The organism is Thalassobius vesicularis, from assembly GCF_004799325.1.
In the GTDB taxonomy this organism is placed as follows: domain Bacteria; phylum Pseudomonadota; class Alphaproteobacteria; order Rhodobacterales; family Rhodobacteraceae; genus Thalassobius; species Thalassobius vesicularis.
This window is the reverse complement of the sequence record NZ_SSMD01000002.1, coordinates 23,271-44,228: the sequence shown is the minus strand read 5'-3', so window position 1 is coordinate 44,228 and position 20,958 is coordinate 23,271. Positions and strand designations below refer to the sequence as shown.

Here is a 20,958-nt window from a genome sequence, read left to right as displayed (position 1 = left end):
CGCTGTCGGTGGCTGCTCAGCAGTCGTCGTTGCAGAACAGCTCGTAGACGAGTTCGAGTATACGCCGGGGTTTGTCGTCCGCCAAACGGTAATAGATCGCCTTGCCATCGCGGCGGGGCACGACCAGCCCTTCGAGACGCAGGCGCGACAGCTGCTGGGACACGGCGGCCTGACGGGCCGAGAGCAGCTCTTCGAGTTCGGTGACGGATTTTTCGCCGGTGACGAGGTGACACAGGATCAGCATCCGTCCCTCGTGGCTGACCGCCTTGAGGAAGTTCGACGCATTCGTGGCGTTATCCACGATGCGGTCCATCTCTTGATCCGTGATGGTGTCTGAGAACACCGGGAGTGTCATCGCCTGTCCCTTTTTGGCGTTATGTGGCCTCTTGAGCGAGGTCGTATACTGTTTTTGTCAAGAAGTCCATCCGGACGCTGCGTCGCAGCGGTCCTTACGTCAACTTGACGATTTCATGTAATCGGTCTTGGCCTTCAGCATCATGTCCAGCAGTCCCCAGAAGAAATCTTCGCCGGGGTATCCTTCGATCCTGCCGATCTCGGTATTGTTTTCCACCAGGACAAAGGTGGGGGTGTAGACGACCTTGCGGGCAAAGCTGATGTCTTGGGGCAGACCGTCCGACAGGTCCACCATGCGCAGCGGGGCAAAGGCGCCTTCGGGGGTGTTGGGGTAGATCGGGCCCAGCTTGGCCTTCCACTCGACGCAATAGGAGCAGCCCTGACGCTCGACCATGATCAGCTCGGTCGCGTGCAGCGGCAGCAGGGTGGCGGCCCAGGTTGCAAGGGAAAGAAGGAAAACACGCAGGCTCATGAAACACCCGATTGACGGCTTGTTGATGCACAACATAATATGAATATGTGAATTATTCAAGGAGTCGCTCGGATGCTGGACATTTCCTTTGCCGGGGCGGCACTGGCGGGGCTTCTGAGCTTTTTTACCCCCTGTATTCTGCCGATGGTGCCGTTCTACCTGTGCTACATGGCGGGCATTTCCATGTCCGAGCTGCGCGAGGATGGCGCAATCGCCCCGGGCGCGCAACGGCGTCTGGTGATCTCGGCCGTGTTTTTCGCGCTGGGGGTCAGCTCGATCTTCGTGATGCTGGGCATGGGGGCGACGGCGCTGGGATCGGCGGTGGCGCAGTGGAAGCAACCGCTGAGCTATGTCGCGGCGGGCGTGCTGTTCCTGTTCGGCCTGCATTTCCTGGGGATTTTCAAGATCGGCCTGCTGTACCGCGAGGCCAAGATCAACAGCAAGGCCGAGCCGAGCACGATCCTGGGCGCCTACCTGATGGGGCTGGCCTTCGGCTTTGGCTGGACGCCCTGCGTGGGGCCGGCGCTGGCCTCGATCCTGATGATCGCCTCGGGCATGGGCGACATCTGGCGCGGCGGTTTGCTGCTGCTGGTTTACGGTTTGTCCATGACTGCCCCGTTTATTGTGGCGGCACTGTTCGCGAAACCGTTCCTGCGCTGGATGCAGCGCAACCGCAAATATCTGGGCTATGTTGAAAAGGTAATGGGGGCCATGCTGATCGTCTTTGCGATCCTGATCGCGACCGACGCGGTCAATCTGATCTCGGACGCGATGATTCGCTGGGTTCCCTGGTTTTCCAGCGTCGGTTGATCTTTGAAAGGGAGGACGCAGATGAAACGGTTTCTGATGGTACTGGCGGCGATGGTCGGGCTGGCGATGCCCGCGATGGCGGCCGAAATGGGCGATGACGGGCTGCACAAGGAGCCCTGGTTTCGCGACACGTTCAAGGACCTGAGCGAGGATCTGGCCGAGGCCAATGCCGAGGGCAAGCGCTTGGTCATCATGGTGGAACAGCGCGGCTGCATCTACTGCAAGAAGATGCACGAGGACGTTTATCCCGACCCCGAGTTGTCGCAGTTCATCGAGGATAACTTTTTTGTCGTGCAGATGAACCTGCACGGAAACGATGCCGCGATCGACCTGGATGGCGAGGAAATGGAGCAATCCGCAATGATGCGGAAGTGGGGGATTCTGTTCACGCCCACCGTGATTTTCCTGCCCGAGGAGGTCTCGGCCGACAAGCCCGCGCCGATGCAGGCGGTGGCGATCATGCCCGGCGCATTCGGGCGTTCTACCACTTTGGATATGTTTACCTGGGTGAAGGAAAAACGCTACGATCTTGATAACGGTGAGGATTTCCAACGCTACCACGCGCGCCGAATCGAAGAGCGCAACAAAGCGAAATCAGAATAATCGAATACGCAACAATCAAAAAAATTCACAGAAGTGAATTTGTTGTTGCGTTAATGATGCGCGGTAAACTACGGTATACCGAGCTAGCACAGCCAAAAAACAAATCCATGGGAGGAATCATGCGGCTTACAACTCTGACACTGGCGGCATCGCTGGCTGCCGGCGCGGCATTCGCCAACCCGGTGGCACCTGCGGATGTGGTGTTTACCGACGATGGCGCCGTCGAAGCATCGCTGACCGGCGCACCCGGCAACCCCGAACAGGGTTTCAAGGTGTTTTCTGACAAGAAGCAGGGCAACTGCGTTGCCTGCCACAACATCGAAGCACGCACCGACCTGTCCTTTCCCGGGAACGTCGGCCCGATGCTGGATGGCGTTGGCGAGAACCGCTCGGTCGCCGAGCTGCGTGGCATCCTGACCAACTCGAAGAACACCTTCGAAGGCACGGTCATGCCCGCCTATTACAAGGTTGATGGGTTTACCCGCCCGGGTGACGACTACACCGGCAAGGCGCCTTCGGGCCCGCTGAGCCCGCTGCTGTCGGCTGAACAAATTGAAGACGTTGTTGCCTTCCTGAGCACCCTGAAGTGATCAGCAGGTACATGAACAAGGAGACGAAGATGGAATTCTCAAGACGCGACACGCTGGCGCTTGGGCTGGGGGCTGCGGCACTGACCGTTCTGCCGTTCCGGGTCAATGCAGCGGCCGACGACGCAATCGCCGCCTTCACCGGTGGTGCAGCAATGGCCGACGCAGGCGTTACCCTGACCGCACCGGAAATCGCTGAAAACGGCAACACCGTGCCGGTTTCGGTTTCGGCAGAGGGCGCAACCGCGATCCTGCTGCTGGCGGCTGGCAACCCGACCCCGGGCGTGGCCACCTTCAACTTCGGCGAGCTGGCCGGCGCACATTCGGCCTCGACCCGTATCCGTCTGGCAGGCACCCAGGACGTGGTCGCCATCGCCAAGATGGCCGACGGTTCGTTCGCCAAGGCGTCGTCGACCGTCAAGGTCACCATCGGCGGCTGCGGCGGCTAATCAGGATCCAGTAGGAGTACACAAAAATGGCAGATGGCGTTAAACCCCGCATCAAAGCCCCCAAGTCGGCGAAAGCTGGCGAAGCGATCGTGCTGAAGACCCTGATCAGCCACAACATGGAATCGGGTCAGCGCAAGAACAAGGATGGCTCGGTCATCCCGCGTTCGATCATCAACCGCTTCACCTGCGAGTTCAACGGCAAGTCCGTGATCGACATCAAGATGGAAGCGGCGATCTCGACCAACCCGTATTTCGAATTCGAAGCCGTCGTCCCCGAATCCGGTGAGCTGCTGTTCACCTGGTACGACGACGACGGGTCGGTCTACACCGACAAGAAAGCGATCGCGGTCAGCTAATTAACAATAAGAGCGCCTTGTTTCCGCATGGAAACAAGGCCGCTTCAGGGAGGAAGCTAGATGAAATTCAAGCAAATGACTGCAATCGCCGCACTGGCGCTGGCCCTGCCGACACTGTCGCTGGCCGATGCGGACGATGACAAGCTGGTCATCAACGGCGAACTGGAAATGGTCACCAAGACCGCCGCGCCGGCGCACCTGGATGGTGCGCTGAGCGAAGTGATCTCGGGCTGGCATTTCCGGGACGACGACACCCAGAAAATGCAGATGGACGACTTTGACAACGCCGGCATGCTGGGCGTTGAAGCGGCGGCCGAAATGTGGAACGCGGTCGACGGGTCCGAGGGCAAATCCTGCGCCTCGTGCCACGGCGAAGCAGAAAGCATGAAGGGCGTTCGCGCTGTCTATCCCAAGTGGAACGAGGCCGCTGGCGAAGTTCGCACTCTGGAAATGCAGATCAACGACTGCCGCACCACCCGCATGGGTGCAGAAGAGCTGAAATATGCTGGCGACGAGATGACCAACATGGTTGGCCTGATCTCGCTGCAGTCGCGCGGCATGCCCGTCAACGTTGCAATCGACGGGCCGGCACAGGCGACCTGGGAGCAGGGCAAAGAGCTGTACTACACCCGCACCGGTCAGCTGGATCTGTCCTGCGCCAGCTGCCACGAGCAGAACTATGGCAACATGATCCGCGCCGACCACCTGTCGCAGGGTCAGATCAACGGCTTCCCGGCGTATCGCCTGAAGAACGCAAAGCTGAACGGTGTGCATAACCGCTTCAAGGGTTGCGTCCGCGACACCCGCGCCGAGACCTACAAAGAAGGTTCGCCGGAGTTCATCGCGCTGGAACTGTACGTCGCCAGCCGCGGCAACGGCCTGTCGGTCGAGGGCCCCTCGATCCGCAACTAAGCCTAGTTTCGAGGGCGGCCAACGCCGCCCTCGTGACCCCAAAAAGATTGCAACACATTGAAATTCAAGGCCAATATGGCCTGACCTCTGACCGAGTGTGGTCAGGGGACTTGGACCACTCAAACTGCTCGGAGTTAACAGAGCCATGATCTCTCGCCGCGATTTTCTACAGGTAAGTATGGCCGCATCCGCGATGCTGGGCGCATCCGGTTTCGGCAATTGGGCCCGCCTCGCGGCGCAGCAGAAACTGACCCAGGATGAGCTGCTGAAGTTCGACACGTTCGGCAACGTCACGCTGATCCACGTCACCGATATTCATGCCCAGCTGAAGCCGATCTATTTCCGCGAACCCGAGATCAACCTGGGCGTGGGCGACGCATACGGGCAGGTGCCCCACGTCACCGGCGCGGATTACCGCAAGATGTACGGCATCGAGGACGGCTCGCCGAGCGCCTACGCGCTGACCTATAACGACTTCACCTCGCTGGCGCAGGCCTATGGCAAGGTGGGCGGCCTGGACCGCGTGGCGACCGTGATCAACGCGATCCGCGGCGACCGCCCCGACGCGCTGCTGCTGGATGGCGGCGATACGTGGCACGGGTCCTACACCTGCTATCACACCGCCGGCCAGGACATGGTCAACGTGATGAACGCGCTGAAACCCGACGCGATGACCTTCCACTGGGAATTCACGCTGGGCTCGGCCCGGGTCGAGGAGCTGGTCGGCAGCCTGCCGTACGCGGCCCTGGGCGCGAACATTTTCGACGCCGAATGGGACGAGCCGTCGGACAAGTTCGAATCCTACCGCATGTTCGAGCGCGGCGGCGTGAAGATCGCCGTGATCGGCCAGGCCTTCCCCTACATGCCCATCGCGAACCCGCGCTGGATGTTCCCGGAATACTCGTTCGGTATCCGTGACGAGCGGATGCAGGAAGTCGTCGACGAGGTCCGTGCCGAGGGCGCCGAGCTGGTCGTGCTGCTGTCGCACAACGGTTTCGACGTGGACAAGAAGATGGCCACCCGCGTGACCGGCATCGACGTGATCCTGTCGGGCCACACCCATGACGCCGTGCCGGAACCGGTGCTGGCGGGCGACACGATCATCATCGCGTCGGGCTCGAACGGGAAATTCGTCAGCCGCGTCGATCTGGACATCCGCGACGGCCGCATGATGGGCTTCCGCCACAAGCTGATCCCGATCTTCTCGGACGTGATCGAGGGCGACAAAGAGGTCGCGGCGATCATCGACGAACAGCGCGCCCCGTACCTGGAGCAGATGACCGAGGTGATCGGCAAGACCGACAGCCTGCTGTACCGCCGCGGCAACTTCAACGGCACCTGGGACGACCTGATCTGCGACGCCCTGCTGAGCGAGCGCGAGGCCGACATCGCGATGTCGCCGGGCGTGCGCTGGGGTCCGTCGATCCTGCCGGGCCAGGACATCACCCGCGAAGACATCTGGAACGTCACCTCGATGACCTATGGTGCCGCCTATCGGACTGAAATGACGGGCGAATTCATCGGAGTCATCATGGAAGACGTGGCCGATAACCTGTTCAACACCGACCCCTACTACCAGCAGGGCGGGGACATGGTTCGCATCGGCGGCATGGGCTACAAGATCGACGTTTCGAAGCCGCAGGGCCAGCGCATCAGCGAGATGACCCTGCTGAAAACCGGCGAGGCGATCGACCCGGCCAAGACCTATCAGGTTGCCGGCTGGGCCAGCGTCAACGAGGGCACCGAAGGCCCGCAGATCTGGGACGTGGTCGAGGCGCACATCAAGAAGATGGGCACCGTCACCGTCACCCCGCACGACAACGTGAAAGTGGTGGGGGCGTAAAGCCCCCGCGACAATCGCGCACTTTTTCCACCGCACAAATTCACGTAAATGAATTTGATAATGTAACGAGGAGGCAAAGACAGATGACAGTCCGCTTCAAAGGCAAGGCCCCGTCGCGGCGCGCGTTCCTGAAAGGGACCCTGGCGTCGACGGCCGGTGCGATTGCCGGGGCAGGGGCCGCCAGCGCCGCAACCCCCGATCCCCTGATCACCGAAAAACAAAGCTGGGCCATGGGCACCGGCGACGGCGTGGACGCCACCCCGTACGGCCTGCCGATCCAGTACGAAGGCGATGTGATCCGTCGCAACGTGGAATGGCTGACGGCTGACACGATCAGCTCGATCAACTTCTCGCCGATCCATGCGCTGGATGGCACCATCACCCCGCAGGGCTGCGCGTTCGAACGCCACCACTCGGGCGCGATCGAGCTGAAGAAGGAAGACTACCGCCTGATGATCAACGGTCTGGTCGATCAGGAGCTGATCTTTACCTACGAAGATCTGGAGCGCTTCCCGCGCGTGAACAAGACGTTCTTCCTGGAATGCGCGGCCAACACCGGCATGGAATGGGCGGGCGCGCAGCTGAACGGCGCGCAGTTCACCCACGGCATGATCCACAACATGGAATATACCGGCGTGTCGCTGCGCACCCTGCTGGAAGAGGCAGGCCTGGGCAAAGCGGGCGATCTGAAAGACAAGTGGATCTATGTCGAAGGCGCGGATGCGTCCTCGAACGGCCGCTCGATCCCGATGGAAAAGGCGCTGGACGACGTGATGATCGCGTTCAAGGCCAACGGCGAAGCCCTGCGCAAAGAGCACGGCTATCCGGTGCGTCTGGTCGTTCCCGGCTGGGAAGGCAACATGTGGGTCAAGTGGCTGCGGCGCATCGAGGTGACCGATCAAGCGGTGGAAAGCCGCGAGGAGACCTCGAAATACACCGACACGCTGGAAAACGGCACCTCGCGCAAGTGGACCTGGGTCATGGACGCCAAATCGGTCGTCACCAGCCCCAGCCCGCAATCGCCGATCAAGCACGGCCACGGCCCGCTGGTCATCACCGGCCTGGCATGGTCGGGTCGCGGTGCGATCACCCGCGTGGACGTCTCGAAGGACGGCGGCAAGACCTGGGAAACCGCGCGTCTGGCCAACCCCGGCCAGCCGATGGCGCTGACCCGGTTCTATCTGGACACCACCTGGACTGGCGAAGAGATGCTGCTGCAATCGCGCGCCATGGACGAGACCGGCTATGTCCAGCCGACCAAACACATGCTGCGCGAAGTGCGTGGCGAGAACTCGATCTACCACAACAACTGCATCCAGACCTGGTGGGTCAAAGCAAACGGGGAGGCAGAGAATGTCGAAGTATCGTAATCTCCTGATCGGGACCGCGATCGCTGCCTTTGCCGCGATGCCCGCCGCCGCAGGCCAGTTCGGCCTGGGCCGCGCCGCCCTGCCCGAAGAGGTCGCCGCCTGGGACCACGACATTTCGCCCGATGGCACCGGTCTGCCGGTTGGCTCGGGCTCGGTCGAGGATGGCGAGATGGTGTTCTCGGAAAACTGCGCGATCTGCCACGGTGAATTCGCCGAGGGCGTGGACAACTGGCCCAAGCTGGCCGGTGGCATGGACACGCTGGACCGCAAGGACCCGCTGAAGACGGTGGGATCGTACTGGCCCTACCTGTCGACGACCTATGACTACGTGCGCCGCTCGATGCCGTTTGGCGCCGCCCAGACCATGAGCGACGACGACGTCTATGCGATCGTGGCGTATATCCTGTACTCGAACGATCTGGTCGAGGATGACTTCGTTCTGTCGAACGAGAACTTCCTTGAGGTGCAGATGCCCAATGCCGAAGGCTTCATCGTGGATGACCGCGAAGAGTCCGAGAAGCATTTCTGGACTGAACCTTGCATGGAGAACTGCAAGGAACACGAGGTCAAGATCACCATGCGCGCGGCCGTTCTGGACGTGACGCCGGATCACGGTGGCGAAGACATGGCCGAAGAAGCCGCGGCAGAGCCCGCAGCCGAACCGGCCAAGGAAGAAGCCGCCGCAGAGCCCGCCAAGGAAGAAGCCAAGCAAGAGGCCGCGCTGGACCCGGCGCTGGTGGAAGCCGGCGAGAAGGTCTTCAAGAAGTGCAAGTCCTGCCACCAGGTGGGTGATGGCGCCAAGAACAAGACCGGCCCGCAGCTGAACCACGTGATGGGCCGCGTGCTGGGTGCCGAGGATGGCTTCAAGTACTCGAAGACCATGAAGGAAATGGGCGAAGCGGGCACCGTCTGGAACGACGAGACCATGCATGCCTTCCTGACCAAGCCGAAGGACTTTGTCTCGAAGACCAAGATGTCCTTTGCCGGCCTGAAGTCGGACGAAGACATCGCGGCGGTCATCGCCTATCTGAAATCCCACTCGCAATAAGCGAGGGGCGAGGGGCCGGGAAACCGGCCCCTTTTACTATAGGGAGGAGCGCCCCCTGACTGACCCCAGGGCGGCAGATTGTTTTCCGGGCGGTATGCTCCTAAAGGAGGGGAATATGCCGCAACATCAATGGTAGTCTCGGGTAGGCCGGGCTGCTATGTTCGGCGGACTGGAAAACGCGGCACCCGGCTGGCCCGGATGCAAGGAACAGAAAAAGGAAACCCCGACGGCATGGACTATCAGGGATTTTTCAAGGAGTCGCTGGCCCGGCTGCGCGACGAAGGCAACTATCGCGTCTTCGCGGATCTGGAACGGCATCTGGGCGAGTTCCCCAAGGCCACCTTCCGCAAGGACGGTGCGGAACGCGATGTGACGATCTGGTGCTCGAACGACTATCTGGGCATGGGGCAGCATCCTGACGTTCTGGCCGCGATGCACAGCGCGCTGGACCGCAGCGGCGCAGGCGCAGGCGGCACCCGCAACATCAGCGGCACCACCCATGACCATGTCGAGCTGGAGGCCGAGCTGGCCGATCTGCACGGTAAAGAGGCCGCGCTACTGTTCACCAGCGGCTATGTCTCGAACTGGGCGACGCTGGGCACGCTGGGCGCGAAAATCCCAGGTCTGGTGATCCTGTCGGACGCGCTGAACCATGCCTCGATGATCGAGGGCATCCGCCATTCGCGCGCCCGCTGCATGGTGTGGAAGCACAACGATCTGGCCGACCTTGAGGCCAAGCTGGCCGAGCTGCCGCAGGACACGCCCAAGCTGATCGCGTTTGAATCGGTCTACTCGATGGACGGCGATATCGCCCCGATCGAGGAGATCTGCGATCTGGCCGACAAGTACAACGCGATGACCTATATCGACGAAGTGCACGCCGTTGGCATGTACGGCCCGCGCGGCGGCGGTGTCGCCGAGCGTGAGGGTCTGATGCAGCGCATCGACATCATCGAAGGCACGCTGGGCAAGGCATTCGGCGTGGTCGGCGGCTATATCACCGGCTCGGCTGAACTGATTGATTTCGTGCGCTCTTTCGCCAGCGGGTTCATCTTTACCACCGCGCTGCCGCCGCATGTGGCGGCTGGGGCTGTGGCCTCGATCCGGCATCTGAAGCAGTCGGATGCGGAGCGTCAGGGCCAGCAGGACCGCGTGGCACAGCTGCGCGCGCGTCTGGACGAGATCGGCATCGGCCATATCCCGAACCCCAGCCACATCATCCCGGTGATGGTGGGCGACCCGGTGAAGTGCAAGTATATCTCGGACCGGCTGATGGCCGATCACGGCATCTACATCCAGCCGATCAACTACCCGACCGTTCCCAAGGGGACGGAGCGGCTGCGGATCACGCCCTCGCCGGTGCACACGGCCGAGGATATGGACCGCCTGGTCGGCGCGCTGAAATCGCTGTGGGGCGAGTGCAAGCTGGCCCGCCAGCCGATCGCCGCGCAGTAAACGCCGACGTATGGACATTTGAACCCGCGGTTGCCCGGTGCATCCGCGGGTTTTTCATGTCTGGCGCCGGGCAGGGGGCAAAATCCGCATCGGCCCTTGCAGCCCCCCCACCGCAACACTAAGACTCTGTTGGCACGAGGTGCGTATAGGTGCGGAACCAACAACAGGCGAGCGGATATGAAAGACCCTATTGACGTTTACATGAACACTCTGGTCCCGATGGTGGTGGAGCAGACCAGCCGTGGCGAACGCGCCTACGATATCTTTTCGCGTCTGCTGAAAGAGCGGATCATTTTTCTGTCGGGCCCGGTGCATGACGGCATGTCCAGCCTGATCGTGGCCCAGCTGCTGCACCTGGAGGCGGAGAATCCGTCGAAGGAAATCAGCATGTATATCAACAGCCCTGGTGGCGTGGTGACCAGCGGCCTGTCGATCTATGACACGATGCAGTACATCAAGCCCAAGGTCAGCACGCTGGTGATCGGTCAGGCGGCGTCGATGGGGTCGCTGCTGCTGACGGCCGGTGAGGCGGGGATGCGTTTCAGCCTGCCCAACAGCCGCGTGATGGTGCACCAGCCCAGCGGCGGCTATCAGGGCCAGGCGACGGACATCATGATCCACGCCCAGGAAACCCAGAAGCTGAAAACCCGCCTGAACGAGATTTACGTCAAGCACACCGGCCGCACCCTGGAAGAGGTGGAGCGCGCGCTGGAGCGTGACAACTTCATGTCGCCGGAAGAAGCCAAGGACTGGGGCCTGATCGACGAGATCGTTTCGAGCCGCGCAAAGGCCGAAGAAAAGGCGTAACGGACGGCGCCCCGGCTTGTGATCGGGCGGGGGCGTTTTTGACATTGTAGGCGCGCAACTGCTGCCCTAAGCTGCCTGTCCAAGGGTGGCGCGCGGCAGTCGCAAGCCGGAACCGACAAGCAAGACGAGGCCTGAAAGGGACGACATGGCGAATAACTCGGGCGATAGCAAAAACACGCTCTATTGCAGCTTCTGCGGCAAAAGCCAGCACGAGGTGCGCAAGCTGATCGCCGGCCCGACCGTGTTCATCTGCGACGAATGCGTCGAGCTGTGCATGGACATCATCCGCGAAGAGACCAAGTCCTCGGGGCTGAAATCCAGCGAGGGCGTGCCGACCCCGCGCGATATCTGCAAGGTGCTGGACGACTACGTGATCGGTCAGCAGCGGGCGAAACGCGTGCTGTCGGTGGCCGTGCACAACCACTACAAGCGCCTGAACCACAGCCAGAAAACCAACGATATCGAGCTGTCGAAGTCGAACATCCTGCTGATCGGCCCGACCGGCTGCGGCAAGACGCTGCTGGCGCAAACGCTGGCGCGGATTCTGGATGTGCCATTCACCATGGCGGACGCGACCACGCTGACCGAAGCCGGTTATGTGGGCGAAGACGTGGAAAACATCATCCTGAAGCTGCTGCAATCGTCGGAATACAACGTCGAGCGCGCGCAGCGCGGCATCGTCTATATCGACGAGGTCGACAAGATCACCCGCAAGTCGGAAAACCCCTCGATCACCCGCGACGTGTCGGGCGAGGGCGTACAGCAGGCCCTGCTGAAGCTGATGGAAGGCACCGTTGCCTCGGTGCCGCCGCAGGGCGGGCGCAAGCATCCGCAGCAGGAATTCCTGCAGGTGGACACGACCAACATCCTGTTCATCTGCGGTGGCGCCTTTGCGGGGCTGGACCGGATCATCAAGCAGCGCGGCAAGGGCAGCGCGATGGGCTTTGGCGCGGACGTGCGTGACGAAAGCGAAAAAGGCATCGGCGAAACCTTCCGCGAGCTGGAGCCCGAGGACCTGCTGAAATTCGGCCTGATCCCGGAATTCGTGGGCCGTCTGCCCGTGATCGCCACGCTGGAGGATCTGGACGAGGCCGCGCTGGTCACCATCCTGACCGAGCCGAAGAACGCCCTGGTCAAGCAGTACCAGCGCCTGTTCGAGCTGGAAGACGTGCAGCTGTCCTTTACCGACGACGCGCTGAGCGCCATCGCCAAACGCGCCATCCAGCGCAAGACCGGCGCACGCGGCCTGCGGTCGATCCTGGAGGACATCCTGCTGGACACGATGTTCGAACTGCCGGGCATGGCGGATGTTGACGAAGTGGTCGTGAACGAAGAAGCGGCGACCTCGGCGGCGAAACCGCTGATGATCTATTCCGAGGCCAAGAAGGAAGGCGCCAGCGCAGGCTGACGCGGGCATCGGCGAAAATCCGAAAGGCGGGCCTTGCCCGCCTTTTTCATGGCCCTCCGGGACTGGACCTTTGCCGGGAATTGGTCCATACGAGGGCAAGACATTTTGGAGAGACCCATGGGCATTCTGAACACTGTTCTTCGCGCGGTCACCTGGTGGAACGGCGCAACCCTGAACACCCAGCTGTACACCGCGCGCAAGGGCGTCAAGGTCGGCGAAGACGAGCAGGGCAATGTCTTCTATCGCAGCAAGGACGGCAAGCGCCGCTGGGTCATGTTCAACGGTGAGGTCGAGGCCTCGCGCATCAGCCCCGACTGGCACGGCTGGCTGCACCACACCTTTGACAACGCACCGGGCAACAAGCCGCTGGCGCACAAAACTTGGGAAAAGCCGCATCAGGAAAACCTGACCGGCTCGGCGCTGGCATTTGCCCCGGCTGGTTCGATCCGTCGCACCCGCCCGGATGAGCGCGCCGATTACGAGGCCTGGCAGCCCGAATAAGGGGCCCGACATGTCTGAAAACAAAACCGAAGTCTTCGTCGGTGGCGCGGTTCTGGCCGTCGCCATCGGATTCGTGGCCTATGCGGGCCAGATCACCGGCTTTTCCAAATCCACGACGGGCTACCCGCTGAGCGCCTCGTTCCGCTCGGCCGAGGGGGTCACGGTGGGCACCGATGTGCGGCTGGCCGGGGTCAAGATCGGCACCGTCACCGACCTGAAGCTGAACCCCAAGACGTTTCGCGCCGACACCGTGATCAGCGTTGCCGAAGGGATCGAGATTCCCGATGACAGCGCGGTCGTGGTCGCATCCGAGGGGCTGCTGGGCGGCAACTTCGTGGAGATCGTGCCCGGCGGGTCGCCGTTCAACTTTGAACCCGGTTCCGAGATCGAGGACACCCAAGGCGCGGTGTCGCTGGTCAGCCTGCTGTTGAAATTCGTCAGCGGGTCGGGCTCTGGCTCTGAAAAGGGGACGACGGAATGATCCGCTGGCTGGCCGCGCTGATGCTGCTGGCCGGTGCGGCCGTGGCGCAGGATGATTCCATCCCCGATCAGGCCAAGGAAATGGCGGCCACCGGCGCCGGCGCGGTTCTGCGCGGGCTGGACAAGGTGAACGCGCAATTCCAGGACATCGAGATTCTGAACGGCACCAGCGTGCGGTTCCAGCGTCTGGTGATCGATTTGGGCGAATGCCGCTACCCCGAGGGGAACCCGGCGGGCGACGCCTATGCCTATCTGACGATCCGAGAGGACGGCGCCGCAGAGCCGGTGTTCCAGGGCTGGATGCTGGCCTCGTCCCCGGCGCTGAACGCGCTGGATCATTCGCGCTATGACGTGTGGGTGCTGCGCTGCAAGACTTCCTGAGCGGAGCGGGGCAGGGGCGGTCCGGTAAAATCCGCGTCGCCCTCGAGCGCCTGATCCAGTAGCGCGCGGTAGCGTGCGCGCGGGATTTCAATGGCGCCAAGGCTGGCCAGATGCGGGGTAATGAACTGCGTGTCGAACAGCGTGAACCCAGCCACGTTCAGCCGATCCACCAGCCAGGCCAGCGCGATTTTTGACGCATTCGGACGGCGCGAGAACATGCTTTCGCCAAAGAACGCGCGGCCCAGAGTGACGCCGTAGACGCCGCCGACAAGGGCATCATCCATCCACACTTCGAGCGAATGGGCAAAGCCGAGAGCGTGCAACTGCATGTAAAGGCCGAAGATTTCGTCGTTGATCCAGGTCTCGGGGCGGTCGGCGCAGCCGTTCACAACGCCCGCGAAATCGCTGTTGATGCGGATCTGGTAATCGGGGCGGCGCAACCGGCGGGCCAGGCTGCGCGAGATGTGGAAGCGGTCCAGCGGGAACACGCCACGGCGGCGCGGATCGACCCAGAAGATCTCGGGCGCGTCGCGGGTTTCGGCCATGGGAAAGACGCCCGAGGCATAGGCGTTCAGCAGCAGTTCGGGTGTCAGAATCAGGTCGTCCCTGGCCATGTGCTGCCCTGTAGAAAAAGGCCGGGTCCTTGCGGGCCCGGCCGGGATGTCACTTGGCCATGTTGGCTTCGAGCCACTTTTCCAGCCAGTGGATGTTGTAGTTGCCGCTGTGGATGTCGTCCTCTTGCAGCAGGGCGTGGAACAGCGGCAGCGTGGTGTCGATGCCGTCCACGATCAGCTCGCCCAGGGCGCGATTCAGACGGGCCAGCGCCTCGGGACGGTCGCGGCCGTGCACGATGAGCTTGCCGATCAGGCTGTCGTAATAGGGCGGGATCGAGTAGCCGTCATACAGCGCCGAATCCATCCGCACACCCAGCCCGCCGGGGGCGTGGAACGCGGTGATCTTGCCCGGACAGGGCGAGAAGTTCGGCAGTTTCTCGGCGTTGATGCGCACCTCGATCGAGTGGCCGTTGATGACCAGATCCTCTTGGCCGAACGACATCGGCAGGCCCTCGGCCACGCGGATTTGTTCGCGCACCAGATCGACGCCGAAGATCGACTCGGTCACCGGGTGTTCCACCTGCAGGCGGGTGTTCATCTCGATGAAGTAGAATTCGCCCTTTTCATAGAGGAACTCGATCGTGCCGGCGCCGCGATAGCCCATCTTGCCGATGGCGTCGGCGCAGATCTTGCCGATGCGGGCGCGCTCTTCGGGGGTGATGCAGGGGCCGGGGGCCTCTTCGAACACCTTTTGGTGACGGCGCTGGAGCGAGCAGTCGCGTTCGCCCAGATGCACACCTTTGCCGTTGCCGTCGCCGAAGACCTGAATCTCGATGTGGCGGGGCGTGGTCAGGTATTTCTCGATATAGACTTCGTCATTGCCGAAGGCGGCCTTGGCTTCCGACCGGGCGGTGCGGAAGGCGGTTTCCATCTCGGCCTCGTTGCGGGCGACCTTCATGCCGCGACCGCCGCCACCGGCGGTGGCCTTGATGATCACCGGATAGCCGAACTCGGCCCCGATCTTCTTGGCGTCTTCAACGGTGGGCACACCACCGGCGGAACCGGGCACCACGGGGATCCCCAGCTCTTTGGCGGTTTCCTTGGCGGTGATCTTGTCGCCCATGATGCGGATATGCGCCGCGGTGGGGCCGATGAAGGTGATGCCGTGATCTTCGACGATCTGCACGAAGTTGGCGTTTTCCGACAGGAAGCCATAGCCCGGGTGGATCGCCTGCGCGCCGGTGATTTCACAGGCCGAGATGATCGCCGGGATTGACAGGTAGCTTTGCACCGAAGAGGGCGGGCCGATGCAGACGGCCTCGTCTGCCATGCGGACATGCATCGCGTCGGCGTCAGCGGTGGAGTGGACCGCGACGGACTGAATGCCCATCTCGCGGCAGGCGCGGATCACGCGCAGCGCGATTTCCCCGCGGTTGGCAATCAGGATTTTATCGAACATGGCCGGGCCCTTATTCGATGATCATCAGCGGCGCGCCGAATTCCACGGCCGAGCTGTCCTCGACCAGGATGCGCTTCACGGTGCCGGATTTGGGCGCCGGGATGTGGTTCATCGTCTTCATGGCCTCGATGATCAGCAGGGTGTCACCCTCTTTGACCTGGGCACCGACCGACACGAAGGAGGGCGCGCCGGGTTCGGCCTGCAGGTAGACGGTGCCGACCATCGGAGAGGTCACGGCGCCCGGGTGGCTGGCCGGATCGGCCACGGGTGCGGCAGCGGCGGCTGCGGCGGGGGCTGCCGGTGCGGCGGCTGCGGCCATGGGGGCTGCGGCGGCGACCTGCGTCACGATCTGCTGCTGGCGGCTGACACGCACGTTCAGGCTGTCGTTGTCGCCGTATTCGCGCATCACTTCCAGCTCGGTCAGGTCGTTGGCGCGCAGAAGCTCGGCCAGTGCCTGAATGAAGTCCACGTCGGAGTCATGGTTTTTCTTAGTCATTGTATCCTCGACCGGTTACGGTTGGCTGCCCTACGGATGCAGCCCGATGCCATTCTGGCAGCCTTATAGGCGATGATTTACGGCGCGGAAAGCGCCCTTTCTGCCCCGGGAATTTGGGCCTTTTGGCCGGGAATTGCGAGGGGGAAAATGCATATGCAGCGAAAAACACCCTTTTCCTACAGCGGCATCCCCGACAGTTTCGCCACCAGTTCGGCCAGTTTGCGCGCCTGGAATTTCTCCAGCAGGCGCGCGCGATAGAGTTCGACGGTGCGGTAGGACAGCTCCAGCTCAAGCCCGATTTCCTTGCTGGTCATGCCGCGGCAGGTCAGGATCGCCACCTCGCGTTCGCGCTGGGACAGTTGCACGATGGGGCGGTCCTCGGACAGGTCGGACAGCGACCAGATGCCTTTGCGAAACGGGTCCTCGGGGGTCAGCGACTGGCCCCGGACGCGGCACCAGAACAGCTCGCCCGAGCGGCGGCGCATCACGCGTTCGTCGGCATAGGTGCCGGTCTTGCGCATCTGGGCCAGACCGCGCGCGCCAATGCGTTCGTAATCCTCCATCGAGGGGTAGAAATGCGCGAAGGGCACGCCCTGGAAATCGGACATCTGGCCGCCGAATATCTTGGCGAATTCCCGGTTGCAGCCGGAAATGATGCGGTTTTCCAGCATGCACAGGCCGATGGGTGCGTATTCAAAGGCGGTGTCGGACAGGCTCATGCGGGAAGATATGCCAAGTTTCGCGCGGCGATGCAAAGCATAGGTAGTTCTACCAGTCGCGCCGCGTGTTTCTACGAAATTGCATGGCCGGCGTGGTCGTGATTTCCTGAGTGTGGGAGATTTGAGGGAGGAGCCGATGAACATCGGGTTTTGGCTGCAAAGGCAGGCACAGATCGCGCCGGGCCGTCCGGCCTTGTTTTCGGGGCAGCAACAGGTTGCGGATTACGGCGGGTTCCACGAACAGGCGATGCGGGTCGCGGGCTGGCTGACGCAGCAGGGGATCGCGCCGGGGGACCGGGTGGCGATCTTCATGAAGAACACGCCAGAGTTCCTGATCGCGCAATACGGCATCTGGTATGCCGGGGCGGCCGTGGTGCCGATCAACGCCAAGCTGCACGGCCGCGAGGCTGCCTGGATCATCGAGAACGCCGGGGCGAAGGTGGCGTTTTCCTCGCCCGGATTGTCCGAGGCGCTGTACGAGGCGGACGTGAGCTGCCCGGTGATCGACGTCAAACGCCCCGTGTTCGATCAGGTTCTGGCGGCGGACCCGCTGCCCCCCGTCCAGCGCGCGCCGGGCGATCTGTGCTGGCTGTTCTACACCTCGGGCACGACGGGGCGGCCCAAGGGGGTGATGATCACGCACCGGATGCTGGTGGTGATGTCGCTGGCCTACCTGTCGAACGTCGATCAGGTGCGGGCCGAGGACAGTGTGCTGTACGCCGCCCCGATGAGCCACGGCGCGGGTATCTACAACATGATCCACGTGCTGATGGGCGCGCGGCATGTCTGCCCGGTCTCGGGCGGCTTTGACGAGGCCGAGATTTTCGAGCTGGCCCGCCATCACCACAACATCCAGATGTTCGCGGCCCCCACGATGGTGAAACGCCTGACCCATGTCGCCAAGGCGACCGGAGAGCTGGGCGAGGGGTTGCGCTCGATCGTTTATGGCGGGGGGCCGATGTACGTGGCTGACATCATTGATGCGGTTGATCATTTCGGCCCGATCTTCATCCAGATCTACGGGCAGGGCGAGGCGCCGATGGGTGTGACCGCGCTGACCCGCGAGGAAGTGGCCGATCGTCAGCACCCGCGGTGGCGGGAACGTCTGGCCTCGGTCGGGCGGGCGCAGGCCCCGGTCGAGGTGCGGATCGGCGATGCCGAGGGCAACCCGCTGCCCGCCGGACAGCCCGGTGAAATCATGGTGCGCGGCGATCTGGCGATGCCGGGCTATTGGCAGAACCCCGAGGCGACGGCGAAAACCATCGTCGATGGCTGGCTGCTGACCGGTGATGTCGGTTTCATGGACGAAGACGGCTATGTGACGATGCAGGACCGATCCAAGGACCTGATCATCTCGGGCGGCACAAACATCTACCCGCGCGAGGTCGAAGAGGCGCTGCTGACCCACCCCGACGTGCACGAGGTCAGCGTGGTCGGCCGCCCCGATCCGGAATGGGGCGAGGATGTCGTCGCCTTCGTGGTGCCGGTGCCCGGTGCGGATGTCGATCCGGCGGCGCTGGACGCGCATTGCCTGGACCGGATCGCGCGGTTCAAGCGGCCCAAGGATTATTACCAGCTGAGCGAGCTGCCCAAGAACAACTACGGCAAGGTGCTGAAAACCGAGCTGCGCGAGCGACTGAAGGAGATGGCGAAATGATGGATCTGGCAGGGAAAACGGCGCTGGTGACGGGCTCGGTTCAGGGGATCGGGCTGGCGATTGCCGAAGGGCTGGCCGCAGCGGGCGCGCGTATCGCGGTGCATGGCATTGCGGGCGATGCGCAGATCCACGAGGTCTGCGAACGGCTGCGCGCGAAGGGGTCGCCTCAGGCCGAGTATTTTCCGGGTGATCTGCGCGACCCCGATCAGATTGCCGGGCTGATGGACGCGGTCGAGGCTTGGGGCGGGGCGGATATTCTGGTGAATAACGCCGGCATCCAGCACACCGCGCCGCTGAAGGACATGCCGCGCGAGAAGTGGGAGGCGATTCTGCAGATCAACCTGTCGGCGGCGTTCTACACGATGCAGGCGGCGCTGCCGAAGATGGCCGAGCGCGGCTATGGCCGGGTCATCAACATCGCCTCGGTGCATGGGCTGGTGGCCAGCAAGGAAAAGGCGCCCTACGTGGCCGCGAAATTCGGGCTGGTCGGGCTGAGCCGCGTCGCTGCGCTGGAATATGCGGCGCAGGGGCAGCGGGCCAAGGGCGGGGTGACGGTGAATTGCATCTGCCCTGGCTGGACCGAGACCGCGATTCTGGGCCCGCAGATCGACGCGCGTGTGGCGCAGTTTGGCGGCGATCGGGACGCGGGCATCGCCGATCTGGTGACCGAGAAACAGCCCTCGGGGCGGATGTCGGACCCGTCCGAGATCGGCGCGCTGGCGCTGTGGTTATGCGCGCCGATTGCCCACAACGTGACCGGAACCGCGATCCCGGTGGACGGAGGCTGGACCGCGCAATAGCGCCGCATGGGCTTGAATGTCTCGCAAATGTATATACATTGTATGTGCGAATTTTCGGCTGCCGAGGGCTGCCACAAGTGATGGAGAGACAGATGAGTACGACCGACGTTAAGGGCATTGGTCCCGCAATTGCGGCGCAATTAGCCGATCTGGGGGTGCATACCGCCGCCGATCTGGCAGCTGCAGACCCGGCGGTCCTGACCAAGGTGTCGGGGATCGGCCCGGCGCGGGCCGTGATGCTGATCCGCGAGGCGCAGGATCTGGTCTCGGTCCTGCCGGGTGAGCCGGTGGCGGAGGTTGTTGCGCAGCCTGAGCCGGAACCAGTGCCTGAGGCCGTTGAAGAGGTCGCCGAGGTGGCCGAGGACGCGCCCAAGGCCAAGAAGTCCAAGAAATCCAAGAAGAAGGGCAAGTCGAAGAAGAAGTCCAAGAAGGACGGCAAGCCCAAGAAGGACAAGAAAAAGAAAAAGGGCGGCAAGGCCAAGTCGAAGAAAAAGGCCAAGAAGTCCAAGAAGTCCAAGAAGAAGTGACCGCCTGACAAGAAAAATCCCGTCCCAGGAGGAGGGACGGGCGAGGTGTCGGTCGAAGGGCTTGGCGCCTTCGGCGTCAGGAGAGAGGGGTCCCTTGATTATTGTTGGCCCGCCCCGACAAGCAGCAGTACAGGGCGGGCCGATCTGGCTCAGATGGCCAGATATTCTTCGCGCAGCTCTTTGTTGGACAGCACTTCGCCGGCCGAGCCGTCATAAACCACGTTGCCGGTATCCAGGATCACGGCGCGGTCGGACAGTTCCAGCGCGCGCACGGCGTTCTGTTCCACGATCACGGTGGTGATGCCCTGTTCCTTGATCTTGCGCAGGGTGCGCTCGATCTCGTCCACGATCACGGGGGCAAGGCCTTCGTAGGGTTCGTCCAGCAGCAGCACCTTGATATCCCGCGCCAACGCGCGGGCGATGGCCAGCATCTGCTGTTCGCCGCCCGACAGGGTGACGCCTTCCTGATTGCGGCGCTCGCCCAGACGGGGGAACAGTTCGTACAGGCGTTCGATCGACCAGCCGATGGGCGGCGCGATCTGGGCCAGCTTCAGGTTTTCCTCGACCGTCAGGCCGGGGATGATGCGGCGGTCTTCGGGGACCAGACCGATACCCGACTGCGCGGCCTTGTAGCTGCTCATCAGGTGCAGCGGCTGGTGGTCCAGCCAGACCTCGCCCTTGTGGATCGCGGGGTTGTCCAGACGGGCAATCGCGCGCAGGGTCGAGGTCTTGCCCGCACCGTTGCGGCCCAGCAGCGCCAGGATCTCGCCTTCGTGGACGTTAAAGGAGACGCCCTGCACGATGTAGCTTTCACCGTAATACGCGTGGATGTCCCAGACCGACAGGTAGGCGGGGGCGGTTTCGGCCAGGTTATGGCCCTTGGAGAAGTCGGGTTTGACGTTCATGTCAG

The 20,958-nt window shown here is 62.7% G+C and carries 25 protein-coding genes; 18 read left to right on the top strand and 7 right to left on the bottom strand.

Annotated elements, in window-relative coordinates; translation table 11 throughout:
* Positions 1-16: 16 nt before the first annotated feature.
* The gene (locus E7681_RS03925; protein WP_136337976.1) at positions 17-355 is read right to left on the bottom strand and encodes an ArsR/SmtB family transcription factor; all 339 of its coding nucleotides are present in this window, start codon (positions 353-355) and stop codon (positions 17-19) included.
* Positions 356-454: 99 nt separating this feature from the next.
* On the bottom strand, positions 455-826 hold the full coding sequence (locus E7681_RS03920) for a thioredoxin family protein (protein WP_136337975.1): 372 nt from the start codon (positions 824-826) through the stop codon (positions 455-457).
* A 72-nt stretch (positions 827-898) separates the two neighbouring features.
* On the opposite strand from E7681_RS03920, the gene E7681_RS03915 reads away from it, so the two are divergent.
* The 15 genes from E7681_RS03915 to E7681_RS03845 all read left to right on the top strand — a co-directional run bounded on the left by E7681_RS03915 (position 899) and on the right by E7681_RS03845 (position 13,836).
* Positions 899-1,636, top strand: a complete 738-nt coding sequence (locus E7681_RS03915) for a cytochrome c biogenesis CcdA family protein (protein WP_136337974.1) — start codon at positions 899-901, stop codon at positions 1,634-1,636.
* 21 nt (positions 1,637-1,657) lie between these two features.
* Entirely contained in the window at positions 1,658-2,239 is a 582-nt protein-coding gene (locus E7681_RS03910) for a thioredoxin family protein (protein WP_136337973.1), read from the top strand.
* Between the two features lie 119 nt (positions 2,240-2,358).
* Positions 2,359-2,829, top strand: coding sequence for a sulfur oxidation c-type cytochrome SoxX (soxX, locus tag E7681_RS03905; RefSeq protein WP_136337972.1), 471 nt, complete (start codon positions 2,359-2,361; stop codon positions 2,827-2,829).
* A gap of 29 nt (positions 2,830-2,858) precedes the next feature.
* Positions 2,859-3,275, top strand: a complete 417-nt coding sequence (soxY, locus tag E7681_RS03900; RefSeq protein ID WP_136337971.1) for a thiosulfate oxidation carrier protein SoxY — start codon at positions 2,859-2,861, stop codon at positions 3,273-3,275.
* Positions 3,276-3,301: 26 nt separating this feature from the next.
* Positions 3,302-3,631: a thiosulfate oxidation carrier complex protein SoxZ gene (gene soxZ, locus E7681_RS03895; protein WP_136337970.1), complete on the top strand. Its 330-nt coding sequence runs from the start codon at positions 3,302-3,304 to the stop codon at positions 3,629-3,631.
* Between the two features lie 60 nt (positions 3,632-3,691).
* Positions 3,692-4,543, top strand: a complete 852-nt coding sequence (gene soxA / locus E7681_RS03890; protein WP_136337969.1) for a sulfur oxidation c-type cytochrome SoxA — start codon at positions 3,692-3,694, stop codon at positions 4,541-4,543.
* Positions 4,544-4,688: 145 nt separating this feature from the next.
* Positions 4,689-6,386, top strand: coding sequence for a thiosulfohydrolase SoxB (gene soxB / locus E7681_RS03885; protein WP_136337968.1), 1,698 nt, complete (start codon positions 4,689-4,691; stop codon positions 6,384-6,386).
* Between the two features lie 83 nt (positions 6,387-6,469).
* Positions 6,470-7,756 carry a sulfite dehydrogenase gene (gene soxC / locus E7681_RS03880; protein ID WP_136337967.1) on the top strand — a complete coding sequence of 429 codons (1,287 nt, stop codon included), beginning with the start codon at positions 6,470-6,472 and terminating at the stop codon, positions 7,754-7,756.
* The gene (locus tag E7681_RS03875; protein ID WP_136337966.1) at positions 7,740-8,804 is read left to right on the top strand and encodes a c-type cytochrome; all 1,065 of its coding nucleotides are present in this window, start codon (positions 7,740-7,742) and stop codon (positions 8,802-8,804) included. The genes soxC and E7681_RS03875 overlap by 17 nt, the downstream gene beginning before the upstream one ends.
* Positions 8,805-9,035: 231 nt before the next feature.
* Complete coding sequence (gene hemA / locus E7681_RS03870) at positions 9,036-10,259, top strand: 5-aminolevulinate synthase (protein ID WP_136337965.1); 1,224 nt, start codon at positions 9,036-9,038, stop codon at positions 10,257-10,259.
* A 177-nt stretch (positions 10,260-10,436) separates the two neighbouring features.
* Complete coding sequence (locus tag E7681_RS03865; RefSeq protein WP_136337964.1) at positions 10,437-11,066, top strand: ATP-dependent Clp protease proteolytic subunit; 630 nt, start codon at positions 10,437-10,439, stop codon at positions 11,064-11,066.
* 145 nt (positions 11,067-11,211) lie between these two features.
* On the top strand, positions 11,212-12,474 hold the full coding sequence (clpX, locus tag E7681_RS03860) for an ATP-dependent Clp protease ATP-binding subunit ClpX (RefSeq protein WP_136337963.1): 1,263 nt from the start codon (positions 11,212-11,214) through the stop codon (positions 12,472-12,474).
* Between the two features lie 117 nt (positions 12,475-12,591).
* The gene (locus E7681_RS03855) at positions 12,592-12,975 is read left to right on the top strand and encodes an NADH:ubiquinone oxidoreductase subunit NDUFA12 (protein ID WP_136337962.1); all 384 of its coding nucleotides are present in this window, start codon (positions 12,592-12,594) and stop codon (positions 12,973-12,975) included.
* A 10-nt stretch (positions 12,976-12,985) separates the two neighbouring features.
* Positions 12,986-13,456 (top strand): outer membrane lipid asymmetry maintenance protein MlaD, encoded by a 471-nt coding sequence (mlaD, locus tag E7681_RS03850; RefSeq protein WP_136337961.1) that lies wholly within the window; start codon positions 12,986-12,988, stop codon positions 13,454-13,456.
* The gene (locus E7681_RS03845) at positions 13,453-13,836 is read left to right on the top strand and encodes a DUF2155 domain-containing protein (protein ID WP_136337960.1); all 384 of its coding nucleotides are present in this window, start codon (positions 13,453-13,455) and stop codon (positions 13,834-13,836) included. The genes mlaD and E7681_RS03845 overlap by 4 nt, the downstream gene beginning before the upstream one ends.
* Here E7681_RS03845 and aat read toward each other — a convergent pair.
* The 4 genes from aat to E7681_RS03825 form a co-directional block, all read right to left on the bottom strand.
* Positions 13,800-14,450 (bottom strand): leucyl/phenylalanyl-tRNA--protein transferase, encoded by a 651-nt coding sequence (gene aat / locus E7681_RS03840; RefSeq protein WP_211089763.1) that lies wholly within the window; start codon positions 14,448-14,450, stop codon positions 13,800-13,802. The two genes, E7681_RS03845 and aat, sit on opposite strands and share 37 nt — an antisense overlap.
* 49 nt (positions 14,451-14,499) lie before the next feature.
* Positions 14,500-15,849 carry an acetyl-CoA carboxylase biotin carboxylase subunit gene (gene accC, locus E7681_RS03835; RefSeq protein ID WP_136337959.1) on the bottom strand — a complete coding sequence of 450 codons (1,350 nt, stop codon included), beginning with the start codon at positions 15,847-15,849 and terminating at the stop codon, positions 14,500-14,502.
* A 10-nt stretch (positions 15,850-15,859) separates the two neighbouring features.
* Positions 15,860-16,345 carry an acetyl-CoA carboxylase biotin carboxyl carrier protein gene (gene accB / locus E7681_RS03830; protein ID WP_136337958.1) on the bottom strand — a complete coding sequence of 162 codons (486 nt, stop codon included), beginning with the start codon at positions 16,343-16,345 and terminating at the stop codon, positions 15,860-15,862.
* Between the two features lie 176 nt (positions 16,346-16,521).
* Positions 16,522-17,058, bottom strand: a complete 537-nt coding sequence (locus E7681_RS03825; protein WP_136338446.1) for a LuxR C-terminal-related transcriptional regulator — start codon at positions 17,056-17,058, stop codon at positions 16,522-16,524.
* Between the two features lie 142 nt (positions 17,059-17,200).
* On the opposite strand from E7681_RS03825, the gene E7681_RS03820 reads away from it, so the two are divergent.
* The 3 genes from E7681_RS03820 (at position 17,201) to E7681_RS03810 (ending at position 20,048) form a co-directional block, all read left to right on the top strand.
* Positions 17,201-18,721 carry a class I adenylate-forming enzyme family protein gene (locus tag E7681_RS03820; protein ID WP_136337957.1) on the top strand — a complete coding sequence of 507 codons (1,521 nt, stop codon included), beginning with the start codon at positions 17,201-17,203 and terminating at the stop codon, positions 18,719-18,721.
* The gene (locus E7681_RS03815; protein WP_136337956.1) at positions 18,718-19,521 is read left to right on the top strand and encodes a 3-hydroxybutyrate dehydrogenase; all 804 of its coding nucleotides are present in this window, start codon (positions 18,718-18,720) and stop codon (positions 19,519-19,521) included. The genes E7681_RS03820 and E7681_RS03815 overlap by 4 nt, the downstream gene beginning before the upstream one ends.
* Before the next feature lie 92 nt (positions 19,522-19,613).
* On the top strand, positions 19,614-20,048 hold the full coding sequence (locus E7681_RS03810; protein WP_211089762.1) for a helix-hairpin-helix domain-containing protein: 435 nt from the start codon (positions 19,614-19,616) through the stop codon (positions 20,046-20,048).
* A gap of 149 nt (positions 20,049-20,197) precedes the next feature.
* Here the strand turns inward: E7681_RS03810 and E7681_RS03805 are convergent, their stop codons facing one another.
* Complete coding sequence (locus tag E7681_RS03805; protein WP_136337954.1) at positions 20,198-20,953, bottom strand: ABC transporter ATP-binding protein; 756 nt, start codon at positions 20,951-20,953, stop codon at positions 20,198-20,200.
* Between the last annotated feature and the right edge of the window lie 5 nt (positions 20,954-20,958).

Excerpts from the sequence above, each read along its gene's own strand:
- E7681_RS03925 (WP_136337976.1), bottom strand. The coding sequence starts at position 355 with ATGACACTCCCGGTGTTCTCAGACACCATCACGGATCAAGAGATGGAC.
- E7681_RS03920 (WP_136337975.1), bottom strand. The coding sequence starts at position 826 with ATGAGCCTGCGTGTTTTCCTTCTTTCCCTTGCAACCTGGGCCGCCACC.
- E7681_RS03915 (WP_136337974.1), top strand. The coding sequence starts at position 899 with ATGCTGGACATTTCCTTTGCCGGGGCGGCACTGGCGGGGCTTCTGAGC.
- E7681_RS03910 (WP_136337973.1), top strand. The coding sequence starts at position 1,658 with ATGAAACGGTTTCTGATGGTACTGGCGGCGATGGTCGGGCTGGCGATG.
- soxX (WP_136337972.1), top strand. The coding sequence starts at position 2,359 with ATGCGGCTTACAACTCTGACACTGGCGGCATCGCTGGCTGCCGGCGCG.
- soxY (WP_136337971.1), top strand. The coding sequence starts at position 2,859 with ATGGAATTCTCAAGACGCGACACGCTGGCGCTTGGGCTGGGGGCTGCG.
- soxZ (WP_136337970.1), top strand. The coding sequence starts at position 3,302 with ATGGCAGATGGCGTTAAACCCCGCATCAAAGCCCCCAAGTCGGCGAAA.
- soxA (WP_136337969.1), top strand. The coding sequence starts at position 3,692 with ATGAAATTCAAGCAAATGACTGCAATCGCCGCACTGGCGCTGGCCCTG.
- soxB (WP_136337968.1), top strand. The coding sequence starts at position 4,689 with ATGATCTCTCGCCGCGATTTTCTACAGGTAAGTATGGCCGCATCCGCG.
- soxC (WP_136337967.1), top strand. The coding sequence starts at position 6,470 with ATGACAGTCCGCTTCAAAGGCAAGGCCCCGTCGCGGCGCGCGTTCCTG.
- E7681_RS03875 (WP_136337966.1), top strand. The coding sequence starts at position 7,740 with ATGTCGAAGTATCGTAATCTCCTGATCGGGACCGCGATCGCTGCCTTT.
- hemA (WP_136337965.1), top strand. The coding sequence starts at position 9,036 with ATGGACTATCAGGGATTTTTCAAGGAGTCGCTGGCCCGGCTGCGCGAC.
- E7681_RS03865 (WP_136337964.1), top strand. The coding sequence starts at position 10,437 with ATGAAAGACCCTATTGACGTTTACATGAACACTCTGGTCCCGATGGTG.
- clpX (WP_136337963.1), top strand. The coding sequence starts at position 11,212 with ATGGCGAATAACTCGGGCGATAGCAAAAACACGCTCTATTGCAGCTTC.
- E7681_RS03855 (WP_136337962.1), top strand. The coding sequence starts at position 12,592 with ATGGGCATTCTGAACACTGTTCTTCGCGCGGTCACCTGGTGGAACGGC.
- mlaD (WP_136337961.1), top strand. The coding sequence starts at position 12,986 with ATGTCTGAAAACAAAACCGAAGTCTTCGTCGGTGGCGCGGTTCTGGCC.
- E7681_RS03845 (WP_136337960.1), top strand. The coding sequence starts at position 13,453 with ATGATCCGCTGGCTGGCCGCGCTGATGCTGCTGGCCGGTGCGGCCGTG.
- aat (WP_211089763.1), bottom strand. The coding sequence starts at position 14,450 with ATGGCCAGGGACGACCTGATTCTGACACCCGAACTGCTGCTGAACGCC.
- accC (WP_136337959.1), bottom strand. The coding sequence starts at position 15,849 with ATGTTCGATAAAATCCTGATTGCCAACCGCGGGGAAATCGCGCTGCGC.
- accB (WP_136337958.1), bottom strand. The coding sequence starts at position 16,345 with ATGACTAAGAAAAACCATGACTCCGACGTGGACTTCATTCAGGCACTG.
- E7681_RS03820 (WP_136337957.1), top strand. The coding sequence starts at position 17,201 with ATGAACATCGGGTTTTGGCTGCAAAGGCAGGCACAGATCGCGCCGGGC.
- E7681_RS03815 (WP_136337956.1), top strand. The coding sequence starts at position 18,718 with ATGATGGATCTGGCAGGGAAAACGGCGCTGGTGACGGGCTCGGTTCAG.
- E7681_RS03810 (WP_211089762.1), top strand. The coding sequence starts at position 19,614 with ATGAGTACGACCGACGTTAAGGGCATTGGTCCCGCAATTGCGGCGCAA.
- E7681_RS03805 (WP_136337954.1), bottom strand. The coding sequence starts at position 20,953 with ATGAACGTCAAACCCGACTTCTCCAAGGGCCATAACCTGGCCGAAACC.